Here is an 18,739-nt window from a genome sequence, read left to right as displayed (position 1 = left end):
GATATCTGACCGCAAAACGCTTACTCCAGAAATCCATGGTAGTGGCCAACTGACACCACGGCATCGACGAATCTCTGTGCCGTTGCGCGGTCCATGATGACTGTCTTGCCGTCTACTGTTAGGTAAATGCTGTCTTCTGGGTAGGACGAAGAACGCCCAAACTCAATATCAAGCGAGGTTTTCCCTCCCTGATCTCTTACCCTTTCCTCGAAATACATCGTTGTTGCCATGACTTATGCTCCTGAGAAAGAAGTTCTACATCTCCGGGGAGAGCGTAACGCACTGTCGATATTCAAGTTTGGTGTCTGGAGTGTATCCCTCTGCCACGCTTAAACGTCGGCTTTGGACCGATAGCAGTCATGCTAGCACAAAGGCATGATCGGCTGCTTCGGCCGAGTTATGGCCAGCAGCAAACAGAATTTCTGATCAAGCGCCTTGCGGTAGCCCACGTAAAAATGCCCCAGCCGAAGCCGAGGCATAAATATTACGATTACAAATCATGAAGATTTAAAGGTAAAAGCGTATACGGCAGTATGTCTGCTTTTATTCCATAGAAGCCCCATTTTCGGGGCGCTCCCTGGCGATGGCCCGGCTACACCAGGCGGTTGATGTGGTTCACGCCATGATTCAAGCGTTGTAGCACCGGCTCCAGCAGCGCCACCGCCTCCTCGCTGCTGAACAGCAAGGGTTCGTCGCGGCGTTGCAAGAGAGTCATGATGGCTTGCAGGCCGGTCTGAGCGGAACGGATATCGATCAGACCTTGCAATAAACAGGCATCCATCTCCGCGCATTGCTGGGCCAGCTGTTGGCCCAAGTGAGGCAGCGCGGTGTTGTCCCGCGTATCGAGCAGGTTCCGGTTCAACTGCTTTAATTGCTCCAGCACCGGTAGTTCGTCTTGCTTCATGACCGGGCCTCCTGCGGGATCAGCTTCGCCTGTGGTTTTTGGATGAACAAGATGATCAGCACCGCCGCTGCCGCCTCCAGCAGCGCAACAAAATACAAGCCAGCGCTCAAGTTGCCGGTACTGGTTTTCAGAAAGCCGATCATATACGGCGCAACAAAGCCCGCCAGGTTGCCCACCGAGTTGATCAGCGCAATGCCGCCGGCCGCGGCGGTGCCGGCAAGGAACAGCGAGGGCAGGGCCCAAAACACCGGGAAGGCGGCCAGAATGCCGACCGAAGCCAGGGTCAGCGCCAACAGCGCCAGCCAGGTGTTGTGAAGCAGCGCTGCGGTCAGCACCAGGCCCAGGGCCGCAATCAGGGCCGCGACGGCGCAGTGCAGGCGGCGTTCGCCTACCTTATCGGAGTGCGCGCCGTTCCAGACCATGGCGATGGTGCCGGCGAGGAAAGGCAGCGTCGAAATCAGGCCGATATTGAGGGTGCCTTGGATGCCGAGTTCCTTGATGATGGAGGGGGACCAGAAGGCGATGGTGGCGTTGCCGCTGACGATGCAGAAGTAGATGGCGGCGCAGAGCCAGACATAGGGGCTGGTGAAAGCGGCTTTCAACGACGACTGCTTGTTGGGGTCGCGCTGATCCGCTGCGATGTCCTGGCGGATGGCTTCTCGTTCCGTCGGACTCAGCCAAGCCGCTTTGGCCGGCGTTTCCGGCAAGTAGCGCAGCACCGCCAGGCCGGCCAGAACCGAGGGCGCGCCTTCCACGATGAATAGCCATTGCCAACCCTGCCACTGGTTCAAGCCGTCCAGACTGGACATGATCAGCCCGGCCAGCGGGCCGCCGATCACCCCGGCAATGGCGAAGGAAGTCATGAACAGGCCATTGATGCGGGCGCGTCGGGCGAGAGGGAACCAATAAGTCAGGTACAGCACCACGCCGGGGAAGAAGCCGGCCTCGGCGGCTCCCAGCAGAAAACGCAGCACATAGAACTGAGTCGGGGTCTGCACCAGGGCCATCGCCATGGAGATGGCTCCCCACAAGATGGTGATCCGGGCCAGAGTCTTTCGCGCCCCGACTTTTTCCAGATACAGGTTGCTGGGGACTTCAAACAGGAAATAGCCGATGAAGAAAATGCCCGCGCCCAAGCCGTAAATGGCCTCGCTGAACTGTAAGTCGTTCAGCATCTGCAACTTGGCGAAGCCGATATTGACCCGGTCAATCCAAGCCAGGATAAAGAGCATGATCAGGAAGGGGATAAGCCGCAAGGTGGCTTTGCGGTAGGCATTGTTCCGCTCGTCGGGAGTCACTCGCAGGGTCTTGTCCATTGCCGTTCTCCTTTAGGCATGGGCCAGCGCGGATTCAATGCTGGCGGCTAGTTTCAGGGTGTGATGATCGCGGTTGTAGAGCCCGCTCACGCTCAGGCCGATTTGCGGCGTCAAGGGGAGGCTGACCGCGCAGCCATCCAGCAGGTTGATGATGCTGGTGTTGCGTAGCACCAGGCTGTTCAAACGGGTGAATGTGGCGTCGTCCTCCAATTCGGCCAGCGTGGGCGGGAGAATCGCCACGGTGGGCATCAGCCAGGCGTCGGCCATGGACAGGCGGCGGGTGGCGACGGCTTGCAGCGCGCGGCGCTGTTCGAGTATGTCCAAGTAGTCGGCTGCGCTTTGACTGGCGCCCGCGCGGATGCGGCGGGCGATGCGCGGATCATAGGAGCTGCCGTCTTTTCCTGTTAGCCGCGCGTGATGCCAGCGCCAGGCTTCGGCCGCGACTAGGCCGCCCTTGGCGTTGATGTCGGCGATCTGTCGCAACTCGGGGAAGTCGAAGCGGATGATTTTGGCTCCGGCACGGGATAAGCGGGACAGGGCTTGCTCAAAGGCCTGGGCCACGGCGGGATCAAGCTGATCGGCGACATAGTCTTCGCTTACATAGAGCCTGCGCCCATTGAGGCTGGGCAGAATGTCTTGGGAGAGCGCAGGTGTCCCGCCAACCCGAAGCACGGCGTCCATCATCGCGCAGCAGGACACGGAGGAGGCGAGCGGCCCAATCGAGTCCAGCGACGGCGACAAGGGCAGGCAGCCTTGTTGCGGCACGCGCCGCGCGGTGGGCTTGAAGCCGGTCAAGCCGCAAAAAGCGGCGGGGATGCGGAGCGAGCCGCCGGTATCGGTGCCCAGCGCGGCGGCGCTCATGCCCTGCGCCACGCTGACCGCTGCGCCGGAACTGGAGCCGCCGGCAATGCGCGTCGGATCGCCGGGGTTGATCGGGGTGCCGTAGTGCGGGTTCAGTCCCAGGCCGGAGTAGGCGAACTCGCTCATATTGGTGCGGCCGAGCAGCACCGCGCCGGCTGCGCGCAGCCTGGCTACCGCCTGCGCGTCTTGGCGGGCCGGCGGCTCGTTCTTCAGCACCACGGAGCCGGCGGTGGTGACTTGGCCCCGGACGTCGAACAGGTCTTTGACCGATATCGGGATGCCGGAGAGAAAAGAGGGATAGTGCTTGGCCGCATCAATCTTGTGGGCGGCGGCCAGCGCGGACTCCGCATCAAGCTGAAGGAAGGCGACGCCGCCATCCTCCCGGTGACGGTGAATCGCGTCGAGCGCGTGTTCGGTCAGCGCCACGCTGCTGGTGCGCCCCTGGCGCAAGGCCAAGTGCAGCTGCGTCAAGGTCGGCCTCATGTCGCCACCTCCAGCGTCTTGACGCGGTAAGCGTGGCGCAGCGTGCGCCCCAGCACCGGGTCATGCAGTTCCATTTCAAACGCTTCGCCATGGCCCAAGGAGCCGTTTACCGCCAAGGTGCCGCAAAACAGTACGCTGCCTGTCGGCAGCGGCCGGCCCTGGCCATAGCGTTCGATCAAGAGCCGCGGATGCAGCAGCTGCGCGGTGCCGCCCTGCTGGTACAACTCGCGTACGCCATTGCGTTCCCGCCAGCATCTCATCAGCAGTTGGTCCCAGTGCGCGACGACTTCATTGAAACGCCAAAGCTCGGCGCTGATCGGCTTGGCGCACATCTGTTTGGAGACCGTCACATCATAGGCTTCCACCTGGCGGTCGGTGTGGTCGGAGCCGACGCCGACGAACAGGCCGTCGGCATCGGCGAACAGCACGCATTCGACTTCGCCGGAGGAGTTCTCGCGCGGCACTTCCAGTTCGGCGGCGGTCGTCAGCAACTGGTGCGACAAAGGATAGAAACAAGGCGTGCTTGCCGGGGGGCGCACCCCCAGCGCTTCCAACTCGCGGATATGGTGCTCCACCGCGTGTTGATCCCGCCCGGCCCAGCCGGCGATGATTAATTGCTGTGGGGAAAACCTACGTGGGCCTTGGCCGACGACATGAAGTTCCAACATGGCTGCCTCCTGGCTAGATACTGCGGGTGGTATTGCGCTTGAACTCCTCGATGTGGTGTTGCATCAATGCTTGCGCGCCGGCGACGTCCCTGCGTTCAAACGCCTCGACAATGGCGAGGTGCTCGCGGTGGACCTGCTCAAGATGGTCGGGGGCGGAGAGGGACAGGAACCAGAAGCGCGCCTGTTTTTCGTGAAGGGCGCGTAGCAATTCGGCCAGCGTGCTGTTGCGCGCGGCGGCGGAGATGGCCATGTGGAACGCCACATCCAGTGCGGCCAGACCGGCGATGTCGCGCTGAGCGATCAGGGCGGGAGTGCGTTCAACGATGGACCGCATGGCGGCAATCTCGCCGTCCGTTGCGTTGTTGACCGCCAGCCCGACGCAGAACACCTCGTTTAGCGTGCGCACGGCGACCAGCTCCATTAGCAGATCAAGCGACAGCGGGGTAATCAGCAAGCCCTTGCGCGGCAGAATCGCCACCCAGCCATCCACCTCCAGCCGATGCAGCGCCTGATTGATCGGTCCGCGGCCCAGTCCCAACAACTCCATGATGCGAGACTCGTTCTGGACTGCGCCGGGCGTGAATTCAGGCTCGCAATGGATGATTCGGTGTTTGATTTCCGCATAGGCCGATTCTCGCTGCGCGGCGCCCTTGGTGATGTTCGTCATCTCGATTCGCACTCGTGAATGATGAGTGAATCAACACTGATCTATCAGGCTGCGGATGGTCAAGCCAGCGTGGTCCGCGTGATCTTAAACAGGCCTCTCCGTGATGACGGTTTCGCTTACAGCTTCAAGCGGTGCCTGCTGAACTTCGGCATAAAGGTGTTGGAAGCGGGCGGCGTAGTCGTCCAGTACCTGGATGGACAGGCCCGCCAACAAGTGCTGATGGGAGGCTGGGGGCGTTTGGGACTGGAGGGCGGTTAGGGTGGAGCGTAAGAGGGCGAAGCAGTTGAAAGCCATGGCGCAAGCGTCCAAGGTTTGGGACAGCAGGCGTTGTTGTTCCTGGCTTGGGGCCGGGGGCGGTTTGGCGAGAGTCGAGGGAGAGGTCATTGCGGTCTCCAAGTCAGCGTTGGAAACCTGTCCGGCGAGGCTTGGACAGGCGCGTGACAAGGTGGCAAGACCGGCGCACTCGATTAAGGACCGGCAACTCACAAGGAGTTCCCTGCCACGGCCTGTCCGGATGGGCACAGCGTGGCAGCAGACGTAGTTGTGCCAAAGCTGACACAGATGAGTCTGCAATCAAGTGCGTTTGGGCTTGCCAGCCCTGCGCGGCGTTATTGGGCGCTGCGCGACACAAAGGGTACTGAGGCGGGGGTGGGGCGTCAAGCTGATGGCGGGGCGGATTGTTTTTGTTGGGACTAATGGATTGGGGAACGACAGGGGTTGGCCGTTTAGGGCTGGGGCGCAGGCGTCAAATTTAGTGGGTTCTGTGGGATAAGTGGTAGAAGTTCAGACTTGATCTGGCAGCCTTCCGTTTTGACGGCGCCCGATTGTCAGTTTAAATCAGAACTTTTACAGATGAGCGCTTTCATCGCCGGTTCCCGGCCAGCGGCCAGTTCCGCGTCGGCTTTGAACAGCTTGATCAGAGCGTTGTCATTCATTGTTGTGCTCAAGTAGGTGCATCTCTTGCTTCGCTGGACCCTGCGCGCCTGGCCCGGGCTGCCGCCCTTCCACCTGCGGTTTGCGGGCGGATTGAAGGTCGGGGCGGAATTAGGGCATCATGTGCGGCCCGCGTCGTCATGCCGGCCGGGTTCGGCGGTTGTGATGGCCTAGCATGGATATTCCGCAATTGTAACTTTGAGCGATGACAGATCAACGCCCTTGCACTCACACCCTGCTGACGGGTTTTCGCATCGTATTCCGCCTCCAGCTCATAGTGTTGGCGGTATCCTGCGTGATGAGCTGGCTCCAGTACCATGACCCGCATGGCAGCCTGCATCAGGATTTGACCGGGAGCGGCGTGCTGCTGCTGGGCATCAATCTCATGGCTTTTCTTATCGGCTGTAGCGTGTTCCTGCAGCGGGTGCGGCTGGATTGGGTTGGCCGCAAGATCGCTTATGTGGGTGTGGAAACAGAATATCGCTGGCGCGAGGTTGATGTTGCCGCTATTGATGCCATCCGTTTTCTGACGCATGGTCAGGGCAATAGAGGGGCGGTGGATCGTCTGTGGCTGAAAGCCGACGCCCATCCGCGTGGTGGCTTGGTGCTGCTCGATTCTCGCATCCGCCCGCTGTTCTGGCGGCGGCCCTCGCCCTTCTTCTGCGCGGTGGTGGATTTCGTCAGGGAGCAGAATCCCGAGGTCAGCCTGCCACAAGCGCTGGTGTAGTGTTGTAGCCGCGCAATGGCGGCTTGATTTCATTTGGGAACGACGATGCCGGAATACTCGAATCTGCTGGCCTTTGCGCTGGTCTCCTTGGGCATGGTGGCCACTCCGGGGCCGAATATGATGTATCTGATCTCGCGCTCCATCTGCCAGGGCAAGCGGGCCGGGCTGATCTCCTTGTCCGGCGTGGCGCTGGGCTTTGTGTTCTACATGTTGTGCGCGGCGCTGGGCATCACCACCTTGCTGCTGGCCATCCCCTATGCCTATGACGCCTTGCGCTTGGGCGGCGCGGCGTATCTGCTGTATCTGGCGTGGCAAGCGCTCAAACCCGGCGGCAGCTCGCCCTTCCAGCTGCGCGAGCTGGCGCCGGACAGCGACCGCAAGCTGTTCATGATGGGGTTTCTGACCAATCTGCTGAATCCGAAAATCGCGGTGATGTATCTGGCCCTGTTGCCGCAGTTTCTGTCCAAGGCCGGCGGCGATGTGTTGTCCCAATCGCTATTGCTCGGGTTCACGCAAATTCTGATCAGCGTCAGCGTCAACGCCTTGATCGTGCTGAGCGCCGGCGCCATGGCCGCGCTTCTGGTCCGGAAACCGGCCTGGGGCGTGGTCCAGCGCTGGATCATGGGCACGGTCTTGGGCGGCCTGGCGGTCAGAATGCTGTTTGAAAAGCCGCGCTGACGCGATTGAGCGTTTGCCGGCGAGAAAAACAATGCGGCGGCCCCGTTGAATGGGGCCGCCGCATTGTTTCAGCCTAAGAACCGGTTCATGGCCCGCCGCGCGTCGGCGGGGTGGATGGACGAGCGTTGAAAACCGCTCTTGCTGGCCAGGCGCTTAGGCGGGGAGAGCCTTACTGCAGCACGCCGTTGATCGTGTAGCGCAAAGCGCCGCTCGCCGCGGGAACCGCCTTGCTGGCCAGCGCTTTTCCGCCGCAAACCACTTTCGCGTTTTGCGGCTGCAAGGCGCTGGGCACGTTGACGTGGAATTTGTTCATCACCTCGCCGTTGACGCGCGTGCTTTGCAGTTTGAACTTCAGCTGCCCGCTGGCGGTGTCGACCTGCAACTGGCATTGCGCGGAGGACGCCGACGCGCCGTCATCCGGGTAGCTATAGCCGTAAGCGCCGCGCAGGGCCGGGTATATATAGGAGGTGAGTTTCATCTCCGGGTCGTAATACCCCAGCAAGGTGGTGACCGGCACGCCAAAGCGCTGCGGCTTGCGGTCGGTTTCAATGGACTGCGTCTTGACCCACAGCCGGCCGTCGGACACGAAGTGATTGTCCCCGCTGCGGCCCGTTATCGTAAACGTCTGGCCGGGCGCCAGCAGGCTGGTGGCGTAGGTGGCGCGGTTGTCTATGGTGATGAGCTTGCCCTTGTTGGCGGCGCTGGCCGCCGGCGCCTTGACCTCCCGTGTCCAATAGCCGTCTTCCATCTTGATCAGCGCGCGGTCGGCCTTGCCTATCGCCTCGGCGAGATAGGCCTCGCTCAGTTTTTCCAGCGGCACGGTCGCCGTGTCCGGCGCGATCCGGTGAGGGTAGGGCTGCATGCTTTGGCTGGACGCGTTCCACAGGCTGAAGCCGGTGGCCGAGGCGGGGTCGAACACCGGCTTGCTCTCCAGGAACTGCTGAATCCGCTTGGCCACATAGGGCGTATACAGCGTGAAGCGGTTGACGGCGCTCATCGGGCTGCCGCCGGCCATGGCGTCCAGGCCGTAACTGCGGCCGGCGAAGGGCGTCTGGCAGGGCTTGCCTTCCGGCATGCAAGTGTCTTGATTGCTGACGACGCCGCTGAAGTTGGGAAGGAAGCGCTTGAGGTCCGCATCCCAGCCCCAGCTGGAGTTGATGGCCCCGGCGGGACGGTGAACCGAACCGTCGAAACCGCCGACATAATGGCCCAGGCCGTAGTTGTGGCCCACTTCGTGGCTGAACTCGTTGCCCAGGGACGCGTCCAGCGTGACCACGCCGCCGCCGCCGGAGCCGCCGTGCACTTGCACGCCGTTGGCGTAGCGGCCCTGGCTGTTGTGCGCGGTCAGCAAGGCGGCGGTCAAGGGGAAGTCCGCCCCGCGGCCGGCCGTGCTGTTGACGCCGTAATTGGCGTAATTGATGCCGGTGGAAATCAGTTCCTTGCCGATGTCCTCCCGCATGGTGCCGGTATGCCAGCCGCCCTCGCTGGGGTCTTGTTGAGTCAGCCGGCTGCCGTCCGGCAGCATCACTTCTTTCAAATGGACGGGTTCGTACTGGGCCACCAGCAGTTGATTGAGCGGAACGGTTTGCAGGTACTCGCGATGCGCGCCGGGATCGTTGGCGAAGGCGAAAGCCCGGCGCGGCTCCACCAGCATGCCGATGTCTATGGTGTTGATCAGCAGCTGGGTGGCCGGGCCCACTTCAAGCTTGGCCAGGGTGCCGGATTTCGACGCGTGGCTGAACTGCAGGGACATGCCCGGCTTTACCCAGGCGGCCGGCAGGACGGCGCTCCAAAGGTTTTGCGCGTAGACGATCCGGTTGTTGTCCAGCTCTCCTTGGCGGAACCATTGGCCGTTGACGTATTTGAACAGCAGGGTGTCGCCGCGGCTGACGTCCACCGCGCGCGAGCTGTAGCGCACCGTGGAGCCGTAACCGGCCTGGGACTGGAAGCGGATCATCTTGCCTTCGAAGGAGGCGTCGGCGGGCAGATAGGCGGTCTTGACCCAGCTGCCGTCCGCGGTCTGGATATTCACCATGGCGTTGGCGCCGAGCTTGCCGCGCAGGAAGGCGCCGTTGGGGTCGTCGAGCTTGGCCAGATCGGCATTGCTGCTGATGGTGGTTTGAGCGCCTGACGGCGGCGTGAAGTCAATGCCGCCTTCCGGCGCGCCGTCGACGAAATACGCCGTCTTGGGCTGTTTGTCGGGCGGATTCAGCGACAGCGTGCCCAGCGTGGCGCCGCTCTTGTCCTTGACGGCGACTTGCAGCGGCTTGTCGGCGCTGATGGCGGAAATCGGGCGCAGCATCAGCAAGGCTTGGCGTCCTGCCACCAAATGCGGCTGGCTGTCTCCGGCGACGCCGGAGCCGGCCGGCATGATCTGGCTTTGGGCGACGGACACCTCGCCCTCAAAGGCGCCGCTTAGATCATTGCGCGGCGCGACGGCGTTGAACGGCCAGGCATTGGCGACGGCGGCATAGCCGGCGGCCTGCCCGGCCAGCTGTTTTTGCGCGTCGTCTTCATTACAGCCAAATAAAGAAACCCCGATCAGCAGACTTGGAATAATAGCTAGGCGCATGTTCTCTTTCCCTTATATGAATGAGGGTGGTTGACATTTGGATCCATAGCCGCGCAGCTATCAGCAGTGACTGGACCTTATGCGGTAAGTTTCTGGATGGGGGTGGTTTTTGTGAATAATGCCGATTATTTTAACGCGGCATTTTGTTTTAAAGATGACTGTATTTATTGGTTTTTTCGTTGTGGATGCTTGGAGGTTAATTGCGGCGTGGCGGTTTTCCGTCTGTTTGATCCCGCCGTGTTTTGGCGGTTTGATCGTCCCAGGTTTTAAAGGACGGCGGTTTGTTTGATGTGAATAGAGAGAGCGGTGTTTTCTTGGCTTTTATGGAAGACGAAATTGTTCTTTCATTGATTTTCCGGCGGTTTGATTGTCAATGAAATAATGGCAACGCCAAGAGGCTTAGCGATGACAGCAGCGCTTCCTTACGGCGTTGAAACCCGCTTCAAAATGCTCATGCGCCAGGTGTGGACTCCGCTTTCTCCTCAGCGGTTTTCGCCTTGTCTCGCTTGTGCTCGCGAGACTTTGAACCGGCTCCAAGGCCCGCCTCCTCTTGGCGTTCGGCTAGCCGAATAAAGGCCGGCCGCCGGTGGGAGGCGTCGCAGGCCGGTTCGGCCGCCGCGGGATGTGAAGGGCGGTGCGGCCTTGGACTCAGTCCAGCTCCGGGTCTTGCTCCACCAATTCCAGGCGCGCCACCACCGCGTGCGGCGGCAGCAAGGTGCCGGGAGACAGCACGGCGTTGGCGCCGATGCGGCTGTGGTCGCCCACCAGGGCGCCGAATTTCTGCGTGGGCAGGGTCCAGGCCTGCTGGCGGCAGCGCAGCGTGATGGTCTTGTCGCGGCGCTCGTTCCAGTGGTTGGCGATGACGGCGCCGGCCTCCATATTGATGTCCGCGCCCAGTACGGAATCGCCGACGAAGTTGAAATGGGCCAGCCGCGAGTAGGGGCCGATGACGCAGGTTTTGAGTTCGCAGCCCGGTCCCACCGTCACGTCGTTGGCCAGCGCCACGCCGCCGCGCAGATAGGCGTGGGCGGCGATGCGGCAATTGGGGCCGATCAGCAGCGGGCCTTTGAGGACGGCGCCGGCTTCGATCGAGGCGCTGCGGTGGATGGCGATGTCGCCGTCCACCGCCCAGTGCGCCGGGTCCAGCAAGGCGTTTTGCCGCGCCAGGCTGTCGGGCAGCCGGCCAAGCCAATGCCACGGCGGCTGGGCGCGGTCCAGCCAGGGAAAGTGGGTGAGCAAGTCGGCGAACAGCTCGGCGGCGAGGGCGGAGGACATGGTTGAGCCTGTTGCGTAAGGAGATTTGTATTGTAGGGCCGGCGGCGCGAGGCGGCCAGAAGGCCGGCCGTCGCGGCTTCAGATTTCGTAGACCCAGCTGATGGAGTCGCCGGGGCGCTCCACTTGGGAGGATTCCAGGCTGAACAGTTCCATTTTGCGCAGCGGCGGCGAATACAGATGCAGGGTGACCAAGTCTTCGCCGTAGGGCTGGAGGTTGGAGATCTGGTGGATGTCCAGATGGCTGTTGACGGTCAGGCTGCCGCTTTCCAGGCGGTGGGACTCCACCGCGTATACCAGGCCGTGATCGGTGCGTTCGAACACGGTTTCGGTGGCGGCGCCTTGCAGCACGCGCAAGCCGCACAGGCTGCCGCGGTGGTTGTGGATGCGGCTGCGCTGGGTGCTGCGCCAACAGAGCAGCAAGAGTTCGCACCAGGGGCTGAGGTAGATCTGGTTGCGGCGGTAGCGTTCGTCGCTGAATTGGCGGAAGGGCTGCAAATCGTCCGGGCCGAGTTGCAGCGAATCGTGAAACAGCCGGATCTGCTCGATGTTCAGATTGGCCTGGTAGGCGTCCAATTGCCGCAAGGAGGCGGCCAGGCTGGGGCTGAGGGGGAAGGCGGACTGCGCGGCGGCGCATAAGGTGTCGTTCATCGGTTTCTCCTTTGGCCGGCGCGGCCGCGGACAGTGGGTTCTGTCCGTCGGGCTGGAGCGCGGGCGGCGTTTTTCTGACTGGGCCCGCGCCGGCAAAGTTCGCGGCGGCGGGGCCGCGGCTATGGATTCGGTATAGCCGATGGGGCCGCGGCCCGGCTGCCTGAATGGGCAGGTTTCAGCCGCTCGGCGCGCCGGACGCCTCGCCGTGGCGCCGCAGCGCGGAGCGCGTGCGGCGCAGGCCCAGGGCGATGGCCAGCGCCAGCAGCGGCACCGCGGCGGCGGTGGCCAGCTCCACGTTGAGCGGCAGGCCGGCGGCCTTGGCGCCTTTGAGCAGATAGCCGATCAGGCCGGCGCTGTAATAGGTGATGGCGGCGATGGACAGCCCTTCCACGGTTTGCTGCAGGTGCAGCTGCATGGCGGCGCGGCGCTCCATCGAGGTGAGCAGCGCCTGGTTCTGCCGTTCGCGGCGGATGTCCACGCGGGTGCGCAGCAACGCGGTGGCGCGGTTGACCCGCGCCGCCAGTTCGCGCTGGCGCGCGGCCACGGCGCGGCAGGTGTCCATGGCCGGCGCCAGGCGGCGTTGCATGAATTGCTGGAAGGGCTGCAGGCCGTGAATCCGGCGCTCGCGCAGCTCGGCGACGCGGCTGCGGACAATGTCGTAATAGGCGAGGGAGGCGTTGAAGCGGTGATCGGTGCGGGACAGCGCGTTTTCCGTCGCGCCCGCGAGCTCGGTCAAACGGTGCAGCAGCTGGGGCTCGCTGTCGGCGCCGGCGCCGCTCATGGCGCCGGTGAGCTCGGCCAGCTCCTCGTCCGCCTTGGCCAGCTCCGGGGCGATGCTCTTGGCCACCGGCAGCGCCAACAGGGCCAGCATGCGGTAGGTTTCCAGCTCCAGCAGGCGCTGCAACATGCGGCCGGCCTGGCGGCGGCCCATATAGAGGTCCGCCAGCAGATAGCGGGAGAAGCCGTCCGGGTGGATGCGGAAATCGGTGTAGGCGCGGCCGGCGCCGTCGCCTATCTCCGCGCCCGCCAGATCGTGGCCGTTGAAGCACTGAGCGGCCAGATCCTCGATGCGCAGCGGCAGCGCGCCGGGCGGCAGCAGCGTGGCGTGGGCGGCCACCAGCACATTGCCGGGCAGCAGCGGCAGCCAGGCCGCCGGCAGCGCTTGCAGCGCGGGTTGGGCGAAGGGGCTGGTTTCCGCGCCGTGGGCGAGGATGGTGAAGCTGGAAAATTCCCCGTGCCGTTCCCAGCGCACGCGGCCAAACGCGGCGTCCAGCTGAAACTGGCCGGTCCCGACGTCGGGCGCCGGCTGTCCCAGTTGCAGCGCCAGTTCCCGGCATAACCAGTTTTCCTGTTCGCGGCTGATGTGACGGTGCAGATAGGCCAGATAGCTGACGCGGTTGTCGGAGGCGATCTGCAGCGCCGGCCTGGCGTGGGCTTCGCGGTTGAGTTGCCGGCGTTGCGGATGTTCGTTGAGGCGGAGGCGGGGCGGATCGGAGAGTTCGGCGGTCATGGCGGGCTCCGGTTGCGGGCGGGCAGTCTTCAGCATAAAGCGTTTTATGCTGCAATGCAGCATATTTTGATGCAGGATTGTTTCGCCATGAATAAAGGGCGGCCGTGGCCGCCCTTTGGTTTTGTTCTCGGTCTTTAGATCCGTGTTTTGCCCGCCTTGCCTTGGGTTGATCACCGTTCAGCTTAGACCCGCTCACAAAACCCCCTGATCCTGCGATGCGCCCCCTTGTCGTACGACGGGACTGTAGCTTCGCGGAAACGTCGTGTTAGCTGCGCTGCTACAAGGTCGTCTGCGTCGGCGCGCTGGGGCTCGGCTTATCCATGAGGTTTTGTTTGCTGCTCTGAATCGGGTGCTGGTCTGTTATGGCTGGCTGGCGACGGCGTCCGGCGCGACCAGGGCAAGCGTCTTGTCGTGCCGCCTCATCAGCAGGTAGTAGGTCGATAAGCCCAGCCCGCAGCCGATGAACCAATTGAAGTTGGCAAGCGTTTCCCATGAGCTGAAGGTAATGATCAGGCCAATGAGCACGGAAGGGGCCAAGGCGTAAAGGGCTTTGGGATTGACGCCGTTTTGATACCAGTAACGGCCTTCGGGCTGATTGCTGTAGAGGTCGTCGACGTGGATGACGCGATGACGGATGAGGTAGAAATCGGCAATCAGGATGCCGAACAAGGGACCGATAAAAGCAGCCAGCACGTCCAGCGTATAGTGGATGACCTGAGGGGAGTTGAACAGATTCCAGGGCGTGATGAAAATCGAGGCGAAAGCCGCGATGAAACCGCCGGTCCGCCAACTGATGTGCTTGGGGGCGACATTGGAAAAGTCGAAAGCCGCGGAAACGAAATTGGCCACGATGTTGATGCCAATCGTGGCGGTGACGAAAGTGAAGCCTCCCAGCACGGCGGCCAGCGTATTGTCGATCTTGCTGACGGTTTCGATGGGGTCGGTGATCATGCGGCCGAATACGGTCAGGGTTCCGGAGGTGATGACCACGGTGACGATGGAAAAGGCCAGGAAGTTGACCGGCAGGCCCCAGAAATTGCCGCGTTTGACCTCTTTGAACGTTTTGCCGTAACGGGAAAAGTCGCCAAAGTTGAGCATGGGGCCGGAAAAATAGGAGACCACCAGGGCGGTGGCGATCGCCATCTGACCCAGGGCGAGGAGGCCCTGATGGCTGGTTTCGCTCAGCGTGGGGCTGATATTGGCGGGGCCCGCCCGCCAGACGACCCACGCCGCGAGCAGCAGCATGACGGCGTATACCGCGGGGCCGGCCCAATCGATGAATTTGCGGATGGACTCCATGCCATGCCAGAACACGATGGCCTGCAGCGTCCACATGATCATGAATCCCAGCCAGCCAAGGTAGGACAAGCCCAGCAGACTGCCGTGGGCAAGAACTGCGAGTTGAGGGAAGAAGCGCAGCAGTATGATGTTGAGCGCGCTGGAAGCCAGGAAGGTCTGGATGCCATACCATGCCACGGCGATCAGCCCGCGGATGACGGCGGGCACGTTTGCGCCGTATACGCCGAAAGACATGCGACAGACCACGGGGTAAGGGATGCCGGCTTGCTGGCTGGGTTTGGCCACCAGGTTGCAAAATAGGTTGACCAGGCAGATGCCGATCAGCAGGGAGAGCAGAACCTGCCAGACATTGAGGCCTAGAGCGAACAGGCTGCCGGCAAACACATAGCCTCCAACGCTATGCACGTCCGACATCCAGAAGGCGAAGATGTTGTACCAGTTCCAGTTCTGCTGCTTGAGAGGTCCGAGATCTTCGTTGTATAGCCGGTCGCTATAGCGGGCGGGGTGTTGCTCTGACATAGGGTGACTCCTGGTGGGGGTGAGTCGCTCCTTTTTTGTCTACGATTTTTTTATTTTCGTATACAAAATAAAGGATGATTTACTAGGGTTTTGCAAGGCTCGATGGCTGTCCATGGCCTAACAAAACATCTCTGCAGCAAACCACATGCCAATCCGCTGATTTTAATGATTTTTTCTTATTGAACACTGATGGCGCATTGTATTTTGCGTTTTTTGTTGTGTACAATATTATTGTGGATTGTGAACAATTTTTGTTGTTTTGATGGTCGGCGTCGTTTTGCGCCGCGGATGGGACAGGGAAAGGGAGGGGAGGGTGTCGGAGCGCAGCAAGGAGGAGGACGCGGCTTTGGACGAGGTCGGCGCCAAGGATGCGTTGGTCTACGAGCATTTGCTGACGGCCATTTACGAGGCGCAGTTGCCGCCGGGCACTAAATTGCCGGAGGATGCGCTGGCGGAGGCGTTTGGCGTCAGTCGCGCAGGGGTGCGCAAGGCCTTGCAGCGTCTGTCGATTGCGAGGCTGGTTGATTTGCGTCCGAATAGAGGGGCTTCGGTGGCGGAGCCGACGGTGCAGGAGTCGCGTGATGTTTTCGCCGCCAGAAGGTTGATCGAGTGCGGCGCTTTGCCGCTGGCCATGGCCAATTTGCGCAAGGAAGATCTGTCCGCGCTGGCGGACGCGCTGCGACAAGAGTGCAAGGCCCAGCACGAGCAGAACCGGTCGGCGGCCATTACGTGGTCCGGCGCCTTTCATCTGCGGCTATTGTCCATTGCCGGGAATCAATTATTGACCGATATCCTGCATGAATTGATTGTGCGCAGCTCTTTGATCATTGCCCGCTACGGCGCGCCGATTGCCGGTTCATGCCGCCATGCCGATCATCAGCAGATTCTAGAACTGATGGAGAACGGACAGGCGGATGAGGCGGTGGAATGGATGCGGCGTCACCTCGACGCCGTGGAGGGCAACTGTCGGTTTGAGGAAGAGAGCGCCGGCGGGCCGGATTTGAAGGCGGTGTTGCACGGTATCGCCAAGCGGCGCAGCGGCCGATAAATGGCGTTTGCGCATGGAGCGTGCTCATGAAGATTTGCGTGATTAATCCTAATACGACCGCGGATATGACCGAGCGTATCCGTTTGGCGGCGGTGCGGGCGGCCAGGCCTGACACTTTGATTGTGGCCAGGAATCCAGAGGATGGACCGGTGTCGATCGAGTCGCATTTCGACGAGGCGGTCAGTGTGATCGGGGTGTGCGAGGAGATCAGGGAGGGCGCGCGGCAAGGCTACGACGCTTACGTGCTGGCCTGTTTTGGCGACCCCGGTTTGAACGCGGCGCGGGAACTGGCGCGCGCTCCGGTGGTGGGGATCGCGCAGGCCGCTTTTCAGATGGCGTCCTTGATCGCCACGCGTTTTTCGGTGGTCACCACATTGGGCCGAACGTGCGTGATCGCCGAGCATTTATTGCATAGCTACGGCTATGCCCATCTTTGCCGGCGGGTGCGCGCCGCCGAGGTGCCGGTGCTGGATCTGGAGCGAGAGCCCGATATCGCTTACCGGCTCATCGTCGAGGAGGCGCGCAGGGCCCGAGACGAGGATGGCGTCGGCGCCATTGTGCTGGGGTGCGCCGGGATGGCGGATCTGGCTCCCCGTATCGGAGATGCGATCGGCCTGCCGGTTGTGGAAGGAGTGGGCGCGGCGGTGGCGTTGGCGGAGTCGCTCGTCGCCCTGGGTCTGCGGACCAGCAAGACGGGCGACCTGGCTTTCCCTCCGCCAAAGCATTTTTCCGGGCGCTTCGCCGCTTTTTCGCCATAGCGCGCGGGCTCCAATGAAAACAGGGCGGCTTTGGCCGCCCTGTTGGTTTGGCGCGTCGGTTTCAGTCCGGCAGGTTCAGCGCCGCCGCGCCCTTGGCGTCGAACCAGGCCACGCCGCTGCCCAGCATCGCCTGGCCGTTGCGCACGAACAGATTGTGCGCCATCGCCTGCTTCAGCTGTTCCAGATAGGCGGGAGTGAAAATGGCGCTCCACTCGCTTTGCAGCTGGCGGGCATTGGCGATCTGGCGGCTGCCGCCCTTGTGGTTGATCCGGAGCGGAAAGTGCACGTAGCGGCTGGCCTGCTGGGCTTCGCCGGCCAAAGCGGCGCGCTGGAAGCCTTGGACTTTGGCTTCGAAGGCGGCGTCGCTTTCTTCGGTGACGTCCTGATACCAGCGGCCTTCGGAGGCCGGCGCCATGTCGCCCATGGTCAGCGCCACCGGCAGGGTCTTGGTCTTCAGCGTCCAGTCGCCGTCCAGGCCCACGCTGTTGTCGAAGCTCAGCGGCTGGCCGTCGGCGCTGCCGTTGCCTTTGAAGCGCAGCTTGAACACGCCGCCGCCCGGTTCGCTGAGTTGCAGGATATCGCCTTGCAGCTTGCCGCGCAGCGGGATGTCCTTCAGATAGCGGCCGTAGAAGTAGTGGCCGCCGCTGAAGGTTTTGCCGTCCTTCACCAGCAGGCTCATGCCTATGCGTTCCTGTCCCAGCGTGCCTTCCAGATTGACGCGGTCGATGTCGTCGGCGGCGTGGGCGGCGCCGGCCAGGCCGGCGAGCAGGGCGGCGGCCATCAGGCCGCGGGATGCGAGTTTGAGCGCGGTCATGGGATGTTTCTCCGTTAACGGGCGATGAGGCGTTTGCGGTAGCTGGCGCGGTCTATTTCCTGGATTTCCACGCACAATTGCACTTCCATGCCCGGCGGCAGCGCCGCGCTGTCGGCCAGCGCCTGCAGGCTCAGTTCGGACAGACGCTGTTTTTCCTCGGGGCTGCGCCCGCTGAGTAAGGCCAGTTTGGCGTGGACGAAGCCGCGCGGCAGATCGTGGACGCCGATGCGGCAGGCGTCCAGCGCCACGGCGCGGCTCTTGATGTCGGCTTCTTCGAAGTGGCCGCTGGCCAGCAGTGCGCGGTTGATGTCCAGCAGCGCGTCCGCGGCGGCGAAGCCGGCCAGATTGCCGCTGTACTCCAGTGTCAGATGGGGCATGTGTGAGCCTGTGGTGTTGCGCCGCCTTCCGTGTGCGCCGGGAGGGCGATGGAATGGTTGCGCGGCGGTCGATACGCCATTGTATTGCAACAGCTCAGTGTACCCAAGCCCGGGACGGGAGAACAGGGGCGCGGCCGGCGGCGCGCCCGGCGCGATCAGGGCTTTTTCGCGGTCCGGATCAGGCTTTGGATGTCTTCGGGCTGGATGATCTCGTGTTCCAGGCTGCGGCTGATCAGCTCCAGCAAATAGGTTTTCTTGAATACCGGGGAGCCTTCCCATTCGCTGCCCGGCTGTCCAAGCACGCTGGACTGGGTAATGATGGCGGGTTCGCCGTCAATCACGTCCAGCGCGAATTCATCTTCTGAAATTCTCATTTAAGCGCTTTCCTCTGCATTGCGTCGTGGCGGGCTTTTGCGTCGCGTTGATTGTTCTTGTTAATATTTTTCTTCTTTTAAATTTATGGTTCGCGAGTATCTTGCGCCTGCCCCGAATGATATAGTGTTGCAAAATTATTATATTGTCTTTTTGTTTAAAAGAGTAGTGACGGAATTACAAAAGATAGTCTGATAAAAACAATATCGTTTGATGCTTGCGCCGGGTTTGGCGCTTGCGTTTAAAATGGGCGTGCATGTTTGGACGTGAAATTAAAAATGGAATCGAAACGGATTCGACTTGCATGGAG

19 protein-coding genes are annotated in these 18,739 nt (G+C 62.0%); 5 read left to right on the top strand and 14 right to left on the bottom strand.

Features of this window, described 5'->3' with window-relative positions; genetic code table 11:
* Nucleotides 1-20 precede the first annotated feature (20 nt).
* The 6 genes from DB032_RS15690 to DB032_RS15665 form a co-directional block, all read right to left on the bottom strand.
* Complete coding sequence (locus DB032_RS15690; RefSeq protein ID WP_107800303.1) at nt 21-230, bottom strand: hypothetical protein; 210 nt, start codon at nt 228-230, stop codon at nt 21-23.
* A gap of 362 nt (nt 231-592) precedes the next feature.
* Nucleotides 593-904 (bottom strand): DUF1484 family protein, encoded by a 312-nt coding sequence (locus DB032_RS15685; RefSeq protein ID WP_107800302.1) that lies wholly within the window; start codon nt 902-904, stop codon nt 593-595.
* Nucleotides 901-2,220 carry an MFS transporter gene (locus DB032_RS15680; protein ID WP_107800301.1) on the bottom strand — a complete coding sequence of 440 codons (1,320 nt, stop codon included), beginning with the start codon at nt 2,218-2,220 and terminating at the stop codon, nt 901-903. The genes DB032_RS15685 and DB032_RS15680 overlap by 4 nt, the downstream gene beginning before the upstream one ends.
* Nucleotides 2,221-2,232: 12 nt before the next feature.
* Entirely contained in the window at nt 2,233-3,564 is a 1,332-nt protein-coding gene (locus DB032_RS15675; RefSeq protein ID WP_107800300.1) for an amidase, read from the bottom strand.
* Entirely contained in the window at nt 3,561-4,232 is a 672-nt protein-coding gene (locus DB032_RS15670) for a DUF2848 domain-containing protein (protein WP_107800299.1), read from the bottom strand. The genes DB032_RS15675 and DB032_RS15670 overlap by 4 nt, the downstream gene beginning before the upstream one ends.
* Nucleotides 4,233-4,245: 13 nt before the next feature.
* Nucleotides 4,246-4,899, bottom strand: coding sequence for a GntR family transcriptional regulator (locus DB032_RS15665; protein WP_107800298.1), 654 nt, complete (start codon nt 4,897-4,899; stop codon nt 4,246-4,248).
* An 18-nt stretch (nt 4,900-4,917) separates the two neighbouring features.
* Here DB032_RS15665 and DB032_RS23805 point away from each other — a divergent pair, with 18 nt between their 5' ends.
* From DB032_RS23805 to DB032_RS15650, 3 genes are all read left to right on the top strand, one after another.
* The gene (locus DB032_RS23805) at nt 4,918-5,157 is read left to right on the top strand and encodes a hypothetical protein (RefSeq protein ID WP_146176697.1); all 240 of its coding nucleotides are present in this window, start codon (nt 4,918-4,920) and stop codon (nt 5,155-5,157) included.
* A 970-nt stretch (nt 5,158-6,127) separates the two neighbouring features.
* Nucleotides 6,128-6,559: a hypothetical protein gene (locus DB032_RS15655; protein ID WP_158274323.1), complete on the top strand. Its 432-nt coding sequence runs from the start codon at nt 6,128-6,130 to the stop codon at nt 6,557-6,559.
* 45 nt (nt 6,560-6,604) lie between these two features.
* Nucleotides 6,605-7,237, top strand: coding sequence for a LysE family translocator (locus tag DB032_RS15650; protein ID WP_107800295.1), 633 nt, complete (start codon nt 6,605-6,607; stop codon nt 7,235-7,237).
* A 169-nt stretch (nt 7,238-7,406) separates the two neighbouring features.
* On the opposite strand, the gene DB032_RS15645 is transcribed toward DB032_RS15650, so the two are convergent.
* The 5 genes from DB032_RS15645 to DB032_RS15625 form a co-directional block, all read right to left on the bottom strand.
* Nucleotides 7,407-9,809, bottom strand: a complete 2,403-nt coding sequence (locus tag DB032_RS15645; protein ID WP_107800294.1) for a M66 family metalloprotease — start codon at nt 9,807-9,809, stop codon at nt 7,407-7,409.
* A gap of 648 nt (nt 9,810-10,457) precedes the next feature.
* Nucleotides 10,458-11,084, bottom strand: coding sequence for an LpxA family transferase (locus tag DB032_RS15640; RefSeq protein WP_107800293.1), 627 nt, complete (start codon nt 11,082-11,084; stop codon nt 10,458-10,460).
* Nucleotides 11,085-11,162: 78 nt separating this feature from the next.
* Nucleotides 11,163-11,732 (bottom strand): cysteine dioxygenase family protein, encoded by a 570-nt coding sequence (locus DB032_RS15635; protein ID WP_107800292.1) that lies wholly within the window; start codon nt 11,730-11,732, stop codon nt 11,163-11,165.
* A gap of 175 nt (nt 11,733-11,907) precedes the next feature.
* Nucleotides 11,908-13,242, bottom strand: coding sequence for a DUF3422 family protein (locus DB032_RS15630; RefSeq protein ID WP_107801925.1), 1,335 nt, complete (start codon nt 13,240-13,242; stop codon nt 11,908-11,910).
* Nucleotides 13,243-13,602: 360 nt separating this feature from the next.
* The gene (locus DB032_RS15625; RefSeq protein WP_107800291.1) at nt 13,603-15,060 is read right to left on the bottom strand and encodes an NCS1 family nucleobase:cation symporter-1; all 1,458 of its coding nucleotides are present in this window, start codon (nt 15,058-15,060) and stop codon (nt 13,603-13,605) included.
* A 346-nt stretch (nt 15,061-15,406) separates the two neighbouring features.
* Between DB032_RS15625 and DB032_RS15620 the strand changes: the two genes are divergently transcribed.
* The gene (locus tag DB032_RS15620) at nt 15,407-16,108 is read left to right on the top strand and encodes a GntR family transcriptional regulator (RefSeq protein ID WP_158274322.1); all 702 of its coding nucleotides are present in this window, start codon (nt 15,407-15,409) and stop codon (nt 16,106-16,108) included.
* Nucleotides 16,109-16,134: 26 nt separating this feature from the next.
* Complete coding sequence (locus DB032_RS15615; protein WP_107800289.1) at nt 16,135-16,866, top strand: aspartate/glutamate racemase family protein; 732 nt, start codon at nt 16,135-16,137, stop codon at nt 16,864-16,866.
* Nucleotides 16,867-16,927: 61 nt separating this feature from the next.
* Here the strand turns inward: DB032_RS15615 and DB032_RS15610 are convergent, their stop codons facing one another.
* The 3 genes from DB032_RS15610 to DB032_RS15600 all read right to left on the bottom strand — a co-directional run bounded on the left by DB032_RS15610 (nt 16,928) and on the right by DB032_RS15600 (nt 18,431).
* Nucleotides 16,928-17,680, bottom strand: a complete 753-nt coding sequence (locus tag DB032_RS15610) for a hypothetical protein (protein ID WP_107800288.1) — start codon at nt 17,678-17,680, stop codon at nt 16,928-16,930.
* A gap of 14 nt (nt 17,681-17,694) precedes the next feature.
* On the bottom strand, nt 17,695-18,057 hold the full coding sequence (locus tag DB032_RS15605; protein WP_107800287.1) for a 5-carboxymethyl-2-hydroxymuconate Delta-isomerase: 363 nt from the start codon (nt 18,055-18,057) through the stop codon (nt 17,695-17,697).
* Nucleotides 18,058-18,212: 155 nt separating this feature from the next.
* Complete coding sequence (locus DB032_RS15600) at nt 18,213-18,431, bottom strand: hypothetical protein (protein WP_107800286.1); 219 nt, start codon at nt 18,429-18,431, stop codon at nt 18,213-18,215.
* Between the last annotated feature and the right edge of the window lie 308 nt (nt 18,432-18,739).

This window comes from Chromobacterium sp. Panama (genome assembly GCF_003052555.1).
Classification (GTDB): Bacteria; Pseudomonadota; Gammaproteobacteria; order Burkholderiales; family Chromobacteriaceae; genus Chromobacterium.
This window is presented reverse-complemented; position numbering and strand designations above follow the sequence as displayed.

Coding starts and splice junctions, on each gene's coding strand:
- DB032_RS15690 (WP_107800303.1), bottom strand. CDS start 230: ATGGCAACAACGATGTATTTCGAGGAAAGGGTAAGAGATCAGGGAGGG.
- DB032_RS15685 (WP_107800302.1), bottom strand. CDS start 904: ATGAAGCAAGACGAACTACCGGTGCTGGAGCAATTAAAGCAGTTGAAC.
- DB032_RS15680 (WP_107800301.1), bottom strand. CDS start 2,220: ATGGACAAGACCCTGCGAGTGACTCCCGACGAGCGGAACAATGCCTAC.
- DB032_RS15675 (WP_107800300.1), bottom strand. CDS start 3,564: ATGAGGCCGACCTTGACGCAGCTGCACTTGGCCTTGCGCCAGGGGCGC.
- DB032_RS15670 (WP_107800299.1), bottom strand. CDS start 4,232: ATGTTGGAACTTCATGTCGTCGGCCAAGGCCCACGTAGGTTTTCCCCA.
- DB032_RS15665 (WP_107800298.1), bottom strand. CDS start 4,899: ATGACGAACATCACCAAGGGCGCCGCGCAGCGAGAATCGGCCTATGCG.
- DB032_RS23805 (WP_146176697.1), top strand. CDS start 4,918: ATGATGAGTGAATCAACACTGATCTATCAGGCTGCGGATGGTCAAGCC.
- DB032_RS15650 (WP_107800295.1), top strand. CDS start 6,605: ATGCCGGAATACTCGAATCTGCTGGCCTTTGCGCTGGTCTCCTTGGGC.
- DB032_RS15645 (WP_107800294.1), bottom strand. CDS start 9,809: ATGCGCCTAGCTATTATTCCAAGTCTGCTGATCGGGGTTTCTTTATTT.
- DB032_RS15640 (WP_107800293.1), bottom strand. CDS start 11,084: ATGTCCTCCGCCCTCGCCGCCGAGCTGTTCGCCGACTTGCTCACCCAC.
- DB032_RS15635 (WP_107800292.1), bottom strand. CDS start 11,732: ATGAACGACACCTTATGCGCCGCCGCGCAGTCCGCCTTCCCCCTCAGC.
- DB032_RS15630 (WP_107801925.1), bottom strand. CDS start 13,242: ATGACCGCCGAACTCTCCGATCCGCCCCGCCTCCGCCTCAACGAACAT.
- DB032_RS15625 (WP_107800291.1), bottom strand. CDS start 15,060: ATGTCAGAGCAACACCCCGCCCGCTATAGCGACCGGCTATACAACGAA.
- DB032_RS15615 (WP_107800289.1), top strand. CDS start 16,135: ATGAAGATTTGCGTGATTAATCCTAATACGACCGCGGATATGACCGAG.
- DB032_RS15610 (WP_107800288.1), bottom strand. CDS start 17,680: ATGACCGCGCTCAAACTCGCATCCCGCGGCCTGATGGCCGCCGCCCTG.
- DB032_RS15605 (WP_107800287.1), bottom strand. CDS start 18,057: ATGCCCCATCTGACACTGGAGTACAGCGGCAATCTGGCCGGCTTCGCC.
- DB032_RS15600 (WP_107800286.1), bottom strand. CDS start 18,431: ATGAGAATTTCAGAAGATGAATTCGCGCTGGACGTGATTGACGGCGAA.